General features: G+C 42.1%; 6 protein-coding genes and 1 pseudogene. 3 read left to right on the top strand and 4 right to left on the bottom strand.

Going from position 1 to position 10,927, the window contains the following annotated elements; all coding sequences use genetic code 11:
- Positions 1–86 precede the first annotated feature (86 nt).
- Genes G575_RS0101555 through G575_RS0101545 form a run of 3 tightly spaced genes read right to left on the bottom strand, consistent with a single transcriptional unit; the run spans position 87 to position 3,716 of the window.
- Complete coding sequence (locus G575_RS0101555; protein ID WP_027971174.1) at positions 87–1,829, bottom strand: SP_1767 family glycosyltransferase; 1,743 nt, start codon at positions 1,827–1,829, stop codon at positions 87–89.
- Positions 1,830–1,838: 9 nt separating this feature from the next.
- Complete coding sequence (locus G575_RS0101550) at positions 1,839–2,834, bottom strand: sugar transferase (RefSeq protein ID WP_027971173.1); 996 nt, start codon at positions 2,832–2,834, stop codon at positions 1,839–1,841.
- On the bottom strand, positions 2,835–3,716 hold the full coding sequence (locus G575_RS0101545) for a glycosyltransferase family 2 protein (protein ID WP_027971172.1): 882 nt from the start codon (positions 3,714–3,716) through the stop codon (positions 2,835–2,837). It lies immediately after the preceding gene.
- Positions 3,717–3,959: 243 nt separating this feature from the next.
- On the opposite strand from G575_RS0101545, the pseudogene G575_RS12545 reads away from it, so the two are divergent.
- Positions 3,960–4,091: pseudogene (locus tag G575_RS12545) on the top strand (KxYKxGKxW signal peptide domain-containing protein); the annotation flags it as partial.
- A gap of 1,430 nt (positions 4,092–5,521) precedes the next feature.
- On the opposite strand, the gene G575_RS12540 reads toward G575_RS12545, so the two are convergent.
- A complete protein-coding gene (locus G575_RS12540; RefSeq protein ID WP_281168239.1) occupies positions 5,522–9,097 on the bottom strand; it encodes a hypothetical protein in 3,576 nt (1,191 codons plus the stop codon).
- A 34-nt stretch (positions 9,098–9,131) separates the two neighbouring features.
- Here G575_RS12540 and G575_RS12535 point away from each other — a divergent pair, with 34 nt between their 5' ends.
- Together G575_RS12535 and secY2 are read left to right on the top strand one after the other, a co-directional pair.
- Positions 9,132–9,452, top strand: coding sequence for an LPXTG cell wall anchor domain-containing protein (locus tag G575_RS12535; RefSeq protein ID WP_281168242.1), 321 nt, complete (start codon positions 9,132–9,134; stop codon positions 9,450–9,452).
- 250 nt (positions 9,453–9,702) lie between these two features.
- Positions 9,703–10,923: an accessory Sec system protein translocase subunit SecY2 gene (gene secY2, locus G575_RS0101525; protein ID WP_281168238.1), complete on the top strand. Its 1,221-nt coding sequence runs from the start codon at positions 9,703–9,705 to the stop codon at positions 10,921–10,923.
- Positions 10,924–10,927 lie beyond the last annotated feature (4 nt).

Raw genomic sequence — 10,927 nt, 5'->3', positions numbered from 1 at the left:
CCAAGGATTAGGAAAAAAGTTGTAGAGGAGGGAAATCGACATCTTCTCTAGCCTTCTAAACAATAGCCATTCTCATTTGTCTTGCTCTACGAATCCTTGCGTTGATACTGCTGATAAAGATTGAGTTTGGTCGAGATCTGACGATAGAGCTCAACTTGTCCTTTAGTTAGTGCATCGTTTTGGCACTTTTCCAGTCGTTTGACATAGGAGGTGATGTGTTTTGAGACATCATAACCCAGACTTGCTAAAAGGGCAATGCGTTCTTCAGCATTTGAAATCATTCCTGCAATATCATCAGTCATAACACTGCGAGACAAGCTATCTTCTCGTTGCGAGTAATAGTAGGTTCCTTGGTTGATGTAAGCAATGCGATTCGCTTTTAAGTAGAGTTTGTAGATGGTGGCATCGTCTTCACGGGTGCGATTTAAAGGGAAGTAGATTTGGTCAAATAAGGCACGTTTGAACAGTTTGAGTGGGGAGAAGGTAAAAACCAAGTACATGTTAAAGCGGGCAACCGTTTCTTGATCCAACCATTCTTGAGTACTATAGGTGGTCTCAAAGTAGTCTTCCTTACGGACAGAAAAGAGGAAGGACTGCCTTTTTTCGTTGAATGAGGTGAAATTGCAGACGGCGATATCAGCCTCATTTTTGATGAGACTTTTATGCAAATCTTCTAAGTAGGTCCCTTCAATAAAATCATCAGAGTCAACAAAGGTTATATAATCACCGGTTGCTTTTTCTAGTGCAAGGTTTCGGGCCGCCGATACTCCCGCATTTTCCTGATGAAAGAGGCGAATTCGTGAATCTTTTTTAGCGTATTCTTGGCAAATAAGAGCAGAGCCATCAGTTGATCCGTCGTTAATGAGAAGAACTTCAATATGATCGTAAGTCTGTTTGAGAACAGAATCCAGACAACGTTTCAGATAAGGCTTGACATTGTAAACGGGAATGATCACAGATATGAGTTCATTTTGTTGTTTTGGGGAGCTAAGCGTTTTCTCACCAGAGTCAATTCCTACCCTTGCCACAATCTCTTTCAGGTAAGTCTGGTCAGTGAGAGGAGTGATATTGGTGTCGTAATTATGTTCAGCGGTATGTTTGTGGGCAAATTTCACCTTATGAGTCGCTTTCATGTTAAACCATTCATATTCAGAATCCAGATGCCCTAAGTCAATGGCTTGATGCCCAGCATGTGCTAAATCTTCTGCTAGGAGTTTGGCGGTTGGCCCAAGCATCAGGATAATCAGCTTATCGTTTGCATGTTTGAGTATGGTCTTAAGGATATCATCATAATAACTATAAGCATTCTTTGAAGGGCAAATAATCCGTGAGATAGCTTTGCTATTACTAAAAAGATCGTTGCCGAGCCCTGAGCGAGTGGTCTCACCTTCGACAATCAGTAATTCCCTATCTTGCCATAATTGGCGGATGCGGTCAAAATAAGTGGCAGATAGGCTCTTATCCTCTAAATCAATGTATGGGCGAGATAAAAAGGTCGAACCATACCAAGCTGATTGGCAATGTTGGAGGTAAAAATCCTGGTATTTTTCAAAATGCCTCTCCCAAAAGTAGCGAGCATTGGCGTTATAGCGTTCGAGATTTTGAAAGACATCAGGAAGACAGACCAAAAAACGCTCACTGCTTGGAGTCATTAATAACGTCTTCAGGCGACTTGCCAGCTCCTTGTCATAGTCTTGGTAAGGAATACTGTGTCCAGTCATAATGTCAATCTCTCCATCTCCAAATCTAGCGAGGGAGGAGTGATTTGTCAGGAGATGCTCCAGACTTTCTAAAATAGGTTTGACGGTAATGTGTGATAGACTTGTCATAATTTCTTTCTAGTGACAGAGAGCTTTGAAGACAGCTTCTGTGAGAAGCTTGCGCGTAAAAAATCCTTGGCGGACTAAAGGGGCAAAACGACGGACAGAATGGACATACGATTGATATTCTGTGTCAGTCATGTGAGTGATGATTTCAAGAGCTTGGTCAAGGCTGTCAATGACAAAGCCTAGTTGGTTTTCTGTTATTAACGCTTCGTTGGCAATGCCTCTTTGCACAAAAACAGGGATTCCTGCAGCTATAAAAGCTCCGAGCTTATATGGACAGTAACGTTTTTGATACTCTTTGTCATGATCATCCATCCAGACCAATCCAAATCCACCAGCTGACATTTCCATAATCAGTTGTTCATCTGGGCGATAGACCATTTTAGTGACGTGTTCAGGGAGATTGTCACAGCTTTGTCCGGTGTAGAGTCTGAGTTCTAGAGGTGACTCCCATTTGGTCACAAAACTGAAGCGATCAGGATTTCCCGGGAAATGAATGACCTTTTCAAATTGAGCAGGCAATAAGGGAGCTTGTGTCGGGTGGTCCCACATGCCTTGAATCACAGTTTTCTTGACCGTTAATCCATGCTCGCGCAAGTGATCAATCATGGCCTGACTAGGAGCAATGATGACATCCGCTTTATTATAGTAGTCGATAGTGGTTTCCATCAGATAAAAATTTCCTGAAAACATCAGAGGTACCACATCATGGATGAAAAGGATGATGCGAATGTCGTATAACTTCAGCTTTTCCATCAGGCGACGGTCAAAGGCGGTCGTGTTCCAGGTCGGTGTCTGGAAAATAACGGTATCGCCATGACGCACACCTGCTAGAATGCCATCAATTCGCTTGCTTAACTCACTATCGCTATCATGGTTCATATTATAGGCGTAAATAGCTAGCTCACGATAGCCCAGTTGACAGGCAATATCGGTAACCATATTTTGGGCAATCATAGCAGTGCTTGATGGCGCGTGTCCGTTGATATTAGTGATGTAGGTACGCATTTAATGTTTTCCGTATTTTTCTATAATTTGTTGATGGAATTTGAGGTTTTTGTAGCCAACAATGTCTCCGGTTTTTAGGCTATGATCGCGATTCAAGTTTGCTCGCCATTGATAGGCTTCTATTTCACGAGAAATGTCAAAGCCAGCTAATCCAAGGACAGCCAGACGCTCAAAAACGGGTTCTGTTGCAAATACTGTGGCTTGATGGGCTGTTTGTGTCATACTATCCGTATTAACCCGATAGACCAAACTAGAGCGGTGCATATAAGCAATCTTATCGGCCACCAGATAAGTTTTCCAAGTGGTCTTGTCATCTTCTCCAAAGCCATCAGTAGCATAGAGAATATTCTCAAAGAGTCGTTTCTTATAAAGTTTGACCCAGGGAACGGTAAAACAGGAACTGAGATTGTGACCTTTTCCGTATTGGTAGGTAAACCATTCTTGAGGGGAAAAGACCCTTTCATAATAGTCTGATTCCCTGATATGTAGCACATAGCGATTCTCATCTTGAATGTATTTGGTAAAATTACAGATGCTGATATCAGCCCCTGTTTTTTGCATCAGATGGTAGAGGTCTGAGACATGGTTTGGGTCAATCCAGTCATCGCAATCCACAAAGAGGAGGTACTCTCCCACAGCCATATCAAGAGCAGAATTACGTGCCGCTCCTAAGCCTTCATTTTTCTGCTTATGTAATACACGAATCCGCCCATCTTTTTGGCGGTAGCTTTCAATGATAGAAGCAGAGCCATCAATCGAACCGTCATTGATAATGACAATATCAAGATTGGAATAATCTTGATGGATAATGCTTTCAAGACATTGAACAAGATGCTTTTCCCCATTATAAACGGGGACAATAAGGCTAATTAGTTCACTCATACCTTCTCCTTAATTACTGGACGCTATTTTTCGTGATTGTAGCATTTTTATAGGATTTTTTCAAGGTTTGTCATTTTGAAGACGATTTTCTTGATAACATTTAATAGAACTCATTTAGGTATCTGACAAGAGGTTTTGGTATGATATTCGAAATGAGATGAAAACATTGACAAGGGTATTTTTAAAATGGTACAATAATTCTAATAATTGATTTATTTTCAAAAGACTAGAGAGACAAAATTAATGAAACGCTTAGGAAACTCTTTCTCTAAAAAGAATATCCGCCGTACGCGGGTAAAAATGCACAAATCAGGTAAACATTGGGTAAAGACATTGATTTCTCAAATTGGCTGGCCTGTTGGTTCGTCATTAGAATCCAAGACAACCTCACAAGATTTAGAAGAGAAGCACTTGCGTGCTTCTAACTTAATTAAAGGGGCTTTTTCAGCGGGAGCTCTTTTAGGAGGAGTGTCTGTAACGGAAAATGTTTTTGCGGACAATATCGAGAATACATCTGAAACGACGCTGTTAACACTGGCTGAACAAGATCAGGTCTTTTTGGCGGTTGACCATCAGGAAGATTCTGTTTCCATATCGGAGTCTCTTTCAATTTCTGAGAGTCTGTCAGTATCGGAGTCAGTCTCCATTTCAGAATCAGAATCAACGTCCTTATCAGAAAGCACATCTGTCTCAGAGTCTCTTAGTGAGTCAGAATCTGTGTCAACGTCAGAATCTGAGTCAGAGAGCCACTCTCTTTGGCTTTTGGGGAATCCATCTGCATTAGAAACTGCAACATTATCGACTGAGACAAGCTTGACCAGTGACCTTGAATCAGGGGGAGCAGTTAGTTTAAGTCAGGAAGTCATCTTAGAGCAATTGATTTCCGAAACAGAAATATTGCTGATCATGGGTCAGCAGGAGTTGTCAAAAAGTGGTGACCATACGGTCTTAACAGAAGCCATTTCAGATGCTCAAAGGGAGCTGGAAATCGCCCAATCACTGCTTTTAAGAACGCCAGCTGACTCAGAAGAACTTCAATCTCAAGTGACGAAGTTACAAGTTGTTAATGCAGCTATTGCAGGGGAATTGTTGAAAACAGATTCAGATGGTAATCTTAGTCATGTTATGGCAAACTCTGTGTCTGCTCCTTATGCAGGGTATAGTGTCACAGATAATGTGCCGTCAGGAAGTCTACCGAGTGATACAACGAGTGGTTACTATACATCAGCCGTGTTAACCGATACTGCTGGAAACTATTTTGTGATTTCGCTCGACACCAGTAACAATGTCTATGTGACCAGTTTTGCAGCAGATGGTAGTCAACAGACACGTTCACAATTGTCGATGACACCTACAACGACCACTACCGCAGCGGGGACATTTTCAGTAAGATCATGGACACTGTCAGGAGAACCTCGTATTCGTGTTAGCAGCAGTCTTGGGAATGTTACCATGGCTTGGAACTACACCAACACGAATATTGGTACAACCACAAGTACGTTTGCAATTAATAACTTGCCTGTCTATGTTACTCAAACGACTCACCATAAATATCAAGATGGCTCTCAAGCACATGAGGATGTTGTACAGTCTGGGTGGACTTACTCAACCTATACCACTGCGCCAGTGACGGTGTCAGACGGGGTTGTCGTCAGCATCACAGGTAATGCAACGGGGACACTGCTGGTTAACACCAGTAATCAAGAAGTAACCTACACTTATGATAAGAGTATTTCGGAATCTCTCTCCTTGTCTTTAAGTGAAATGATCTCTGAATCACTTAGTGAATCAGTATATGAGTCGACTTACCAGTCGGTGATTGAATCCGTTTCTGAATCCATCAGTGAGTCCGTCTCAGAATCCGTCAGCGAATCTGTCTTCGAATCCTTTTCAGAGTCGATCAGTGAATCGATGTCCGAGTCCACCTCAGAATCAGTGAGTGAATCTACCTCGGAATCTTTTTCTGAATCGATCAGTGAATCAATGTCCGAGTCCACCTCAGAATCGCTTAGCGAATCTGCCTCTGAATCTTTTTCTGAATCAATCAGTGAATCAATGTCCGAGTCCATCTCTGAATCGGTAAGTGAGTCTGCCTCTGAATCTTTTTCTGAATCAATCAGTGAATCAATGTCCGAGTCCATCTCAGAGTCGATAAGTGAGTCTGTCTCTGAATCTTTTTCTGAATCAATCAGTGAATCAATGTCCGAGTCCATTTCAGAATCGGTCAGCGAGTCTGCCTCTGAATCTTTTTCCGAATCGATCAGTGAATCGATGTCCGAGTCAATCTCTGAGTCAGTCAGCGAATCGGTATCAGAGTCAATTTCTGAGTCAGTTAGTGAATCTGTATCTGAATCAATCTCCGAATCTGTTAGCGAATCTGTCTCTGAATCAATCTCCGAATCGGTCAGCGAGTCTGCCTCTGAATCTTTTTCCGAATCGATTAGTGAATCGATGTCCGAGTCCATTTCAGAATCGGTGATTGAATCCGTCTCAGAATCTATTTCAGAGTCAGTTAGTGAATCAGTGTCTGAGTCAATCTCCGAATCTGTCAGCGAGTCAGTATCTGAATCTATTTCAGAATCAGTGAGTGAATCTGTATCTGAATCAATCTCCGAATCTGTTAGTGAATCTGTATCTGAATCAATCTCCGAATCTGTCAGCGAGTCAGTGTCTGAATCAATCTCCGAATCAGTAAGTGAATCCGTCTCAGAGTCGGTTAGCGAATCCGTGTCTGAGTCCATCTCTGAATCTGTCAGCGAATCCGTTTCCGAATCCGTTTCCGAATCAGTCAGCGAGTCTGTCTCTGAGTCCATTTCAGAATCGGTAAGTGAATCCGTCTCCGAATCTGTGTCAGAGTCTATTTCAGAATCGGTCAGCGAATCTGTATCAGAATCAATCTCCGAATCAGTGAGTGAATCAGTGTCAGAATCCATTTCAGAGTCAGTCAGTGAATCCGTCAGCGAGTCAGTTTCAGAATCCATTTCCGAGTCGGTCAGTGAATCGGTATCTGAATCCATCTCAGAGTCAGTTAGCGAGTCTGTATCAGAATCAATCTCAGAATCCGTCAGCGAGTCAGTTTCAGAATCCATTTCTGAGTCTGTTAGCGAATCAGTGTCAGAATCCATTTCCGAGTCGATCAGTGAATCGGTCTCTGAGTCTATTTCAGAGTCAGTGAGCGAATCCATTTCCGAATCTGTCAGCGAATCTGTATCAGAATCAATCTCAGAGTCGATTAGCGAATCCGTCTCCGAGTCGGTTAGCGAATCCGTGTCTGAGTCCATCTCTGAATCTGTCAGCGAATCCGTTTCCGAATCCATCTCCGAATCTGTCAGCGAGTCTGTCTCTGAGTCCATTTCAGAATCGGTAAGTGAATCCGTTTCAGAATCTATTTCTGAGTCGATTAGTGAATCTATCTCAGAATCCATTAGCGAGTCCGTATCTGAATCAATCTCCGAGTCGATTAGCGAATCTGTCTCAGAGTCCATCTCAGAATCAGTGAGTGAATCTACCTCAGAATCTTTTTCAGAATCAATCAGTGAATCGATGTCCGAGTCCACCTCAGAATCGGTGAGTGGGTCTGCCTCTGAATCCATTTCCGAATCGATCAGTGAATCAATGTCCGAGTCCATCTCAGAATCAGTGAGTGAGTCTACCTCAGAATCTTTTTCCGAATCGATTAGTGAATCAATGTCTGAGTCCAATTCAGAATCGCTTAGCGAATCCATCTCAGAATCAGTCAGCGAGTCTGTCTCCGAATCCGTCTCAGAATCTATCTCAGAATCAGTAAGTGAATCCGTCTCCGAGTCCATTTCCGAATCGGTCAGCGAGTCAGTGTCAGAATCCCTTTCTGAGTCAGTCAGCGAATCAGTGTCAGAATCCGTTTCTGAGTCCGTTAGCGAGTCAGTTTCTGAGTCCATTTCAGAATCAATCAGCGAGTCAGTCTCAGAGTCTATTTCAGAATCGATTAGCGAATCTGTATCTGAGTCTATTTCAGAGTCAGTCAGTGAATCAGTGTCAGAATCCGTTTCTGAGTCCGTTAGCGAGTCAGTTTCTGAGTCCATTTCGGAATCAGTATCCGAATCAGTGTCAGAATCGATTTCAGAATCAGTTAGCGAATCCGTTTCCGAGTCGATTAGTGAGTCTGTTTCTGAATCGATCTCTGAGTCAGTAAGTGAATCAGTATCAGAATCCATTTCAGAATCAATCAGCGAATCTGTATCTGAATCTATCTTCGAATCTGTTAGCGAATCCGTATCGGAATCTATCTCCGAGTCGGTCAGCGAGTCAGTATCTGAGTCCATTTCCGAATCGGTAAGTGAGTCTGTGTCAGAATCAGTCAGTGAATCTGTTTCAGAATCTATTTCCGAGTCGGTCAGCGAATCTGTTTCTGAATCTATTTCCGAGTCGGTTAGCGAGTCAGTGTCTGAGTCAATTTCAGAATCGGTAAGTGAATCAGTTTCAGAATCCATTTCCGAGTCAGTTAGCGAGTCAGTATCTGAGTCCATTTCCGAATCGGTAAGTGAGTCTGTCTCAGAATCCATTTCCGAGTCAATCAGCGAATCTGTCTCTGAGTCAATCTCCGAATCAGTGAGTGAATCAGTGTCTGAATCCATCTCTGAGTCAGTCAGCGAATCTGTATCCGAATCCATTTCAGAATCAATCAGCGAATCCGTCTCAGAGTCCATTTCCGAATCGGTCAGTGAGTCAGTGTCTGAATCTATTTCTGAGTCAGTCAGTGAATCCGTCTCCGAGTCCATTTCAGAGTCAGTCAGCGAATCGGTATCTGAGTCTGTTTCAGAATCAGTCAGCGAATCGGTATCTGAGTCTATTTCAGAATCAGTCAGCGAATCGGTATCCGAATCTATTTCCGAATCGGTCAGTGAATCAGTGTCAGAATCCCTTTCTGAGTCAGTCAGCGAATCAGTGTCAGAATCCGTTTCTGAGTCCGTTAGCGAGTCAGTTTCTGAGTCCATTTCAGAATCAATCAGCGAGTCAGTCTCAGAGTCTATTTCAGAATCGATTAGCGAATCTGTATCTGAGTCTATTTCAGAGTCAGTCAGTGAATCAGTGTCAGAATCCGTTTCTGAGTCCGTTAGCGAGTCAGTTTCTGAGTCCATTTCGGAATCAGTATCCGAATCAGTGTCAGAATCGATTTCAGAATCAGTTAGCGAATCCGTTTCCGAGTCGATTAGTGAGTCTGTTTCTGAATCTATTTCTGAGTCAATCAGCGAGTCAATCTCTGAATCCATTTCAGAATCGATTAGTGAATCCGTTTCAGAGTCCATTTCAGAATCGGTAAGCGAATCCGTCTCTGAGTCAATTTCTGAGTCGGTAAGCGAATCCGTCTCTGAATCCATCTCTGAATCAGTGTCAGAGTCCATCTCCGAATCCCTTTCCGAGTCAGTAAGTGAATCTGTGTCAGAATCACATTCTTATAGTATGATTCCAAACTATTCTGAAGTTCCTAAAGGTTCACTCCAGGAATCGTTAAGTGAATTCCTCTCTGAGTCGGTTTCAGAGTTCATTAGTGAATCCCTTTCCGAGTCCCTTTCAGAATCTACTTCGATTCATGATGGGCAATCGCACACAGCAATTTTTAGCAGTCAAACAGCTACTAGTGCTTCAGGACTTTTACCAAATACTGGTGAATCAGAGAACAGAGGACTATTAGCTGGCCTTAGTATGCTCTTTGGAACAGCATTATTTGCCAAAAAGCGCAAAAAGGACCAAGAGTAGAATAGAAGATGACAGCATTAAAAACGATTAAAGCCCTTGTTATGACCAGCAAGGGCTTTGATTGTTATTATCGGTGACCAGGACAATCAACTTTAACAATCAGAAGCAGTGAATGAATTTAAAAGAAGTGATGCGGATGCAATGCCCCCAAATGAACCCTGCTATTAAATCAGCTAAAACCTAGCATTTATGGTATAATATTAGAATAGACAAACTATTTGATTGGGTTAAAAAGCACAGAGACTTTGCCGTGTGGAAGCGTCTCACATGGACTGTTTTTTTTATGGCAATATATATCTTTGGGAAAAATATCCCCTTGCCTATGGTTGAGCTAAACGCTAAAGTGCTTGAGGGCTTCGAAGGAAGAAGTTTATTAGAGAACCTTATGGTCATGACTGGAGGGTCTATCAGTTCGCTGAATCTCTTTTCACTAGGTGTGGGTCCCTGGATGACTGCTATGATTTTATGGCGTTTTGTTACGGTATTTGGTCTTGTCAAAGGCTTAACAGGTAAACGCAGTTATCAGGCGCAATTTCTATTAAGTTTTCTTATCGCGCTTATTCAAGCCTATGCTACAGTTACCGCTAGTCAATTGACCGCTAGCTATGTTTCAATAGTGGGCAATGCTGCTTTAGTCAAATGGTTACTTGTGGCGGTGTTGATTGCAGGAACTTACATCCTTAACTGGTTAGGAAATCAAAATGGTCAGTATGGGTATGGTGGGATGATCATTATTATCTTGACAAATATGATACTGGCTTTTGTGACCAATTTGACCACTTATCTTACAAGAGAAGCTTTTACACCGTCTCGTTTGTTTCTGACTACGGTCGTTTTTGTGCTTCTGGTTTCCGCCATTATTCATCTAGCTATTATTAGTAGCAAGGCAGAGTATCGTATTCCTATCAAACGTGTCTCACTAACCTCTTCTTACCTAAAGCATAGCTACATTCCCATCAAACTGATGCCAGCAGGCGCAATGCCTTTTATGTATGGCATGTCTTTGATGGCGATTCCAGTTTATGTCACAGCGCTTTTATTAAGATTTTACCCAAACAACACGGTATTGATCTTTTTGTATCAGAATGTTGGCTTAACAAAACCTTTGGGAGTTATCTTGTATCTACTGATGCTATATATCTTATCGATTGGTTTTGCTTATTATAATTATGACGCTTACGAGATTGCTAAAAACATGCGAAATAATGGGGATTATATTCTAGATGTTATCCCAGGTAAGCCGACACAAGATTTTTTATCTGCAAGAATAAAGGTTCTAGCTAGGATTGGTGCCTTTTACACCTTATTTATCAGTGGTTTTCCCATGATTCTAGCCCTTAATAATCCTAGGGATACAGTCAACTTAGCCATGCTGGTTAGCAATAGTTTTATTATCGCTATCTTTACATTTGGAATTGTTGGTCAAATCCGTGCGACGCAGATGTGGAAAGATTATCAAGAACTCATATAAAAGG

This window comes from Streptococcus plurextorum DSM 22810 (genome assembly GCF_000423745.1).
GTDB classification, from domain to species: domain Bacteria; phylum Bacillota; class Bacilli; order Lactobacillales; family Streptococcaceae; genus Streptococcus; species Streptococcus plurextorum.
This window is presented reverse-complemented; position numbering and strand designations above follow the sequence as displayed.